The following is a 562-nucleotide window of genomic DNA, read 5'->3' on the forward strand; positions in this document are numbered from 1 at the left end:
GCTGTCTTTAGGAATTGATTGATCCTTTCAAATTCTTTCTGAAGGGTATCAGCAGCTTTTTCCAGTTGTTGCTTGCGCGCTTTCTCGTTGGGTTTTCGGCCATCCAGCTTTTTATGTTCTTTAAGACAGGTGCGGATTTTTCGATTGATTTTCTCTTGCTTTTGGGCCAACTCTTCCAGGGTGCCGGAATGTTCTTTGGCTGCATTGGAAGACATCTTGCAGCCATCAATGGCGAATAACTCATTGCCTAACAAGCCTTGTTGATCACACACCAACAATACCTGCTCAAAGACGGATTCAATCGCATCCGGATAGCTGCTGACAAAGCTGGCGATACTGGTGAAGTGTGGAACGGTATCGCAGGACAGCGCTTTGAAGATGATGTTGTGCTCACATTGCCACTGGATCTCGCGACTTGAGGTGATGCCTTTGGCATAGGCGTAGAGAATGATCTTTAGCAGAATCGCGGGATCATAAGCTGAACGGCCACCGCCGTCGTTCGAGTATTTTTCGTGGAAAACCGACAGGTCGATATGGTTATCAATTAACTTGTGAAGGGTAA

The 562-nt window shown here is 46.4% G+C and carries 1 protein-coding gene; it reads right to left on the minus strand.

Features of this window, described 5'->3' with window-relative positions:
• Nucleotides 1-562 (minus strand): transposase (locus ACSV5M_RS21870; protein WP_439178973.1); only part of this gene is annotated, 562 nt, incomplete at both ends.

The sequence above is a fragment of the Cellvibrio sp. ARAG 10.3 genome (assembly GCF_051846955.1).
Taxonomy (GTDB): Bacteria; Pseudomonadota; Gammaproteobacteria; order Pseudomonadales; family Cellvibrionaceae; genus Cellvibrio.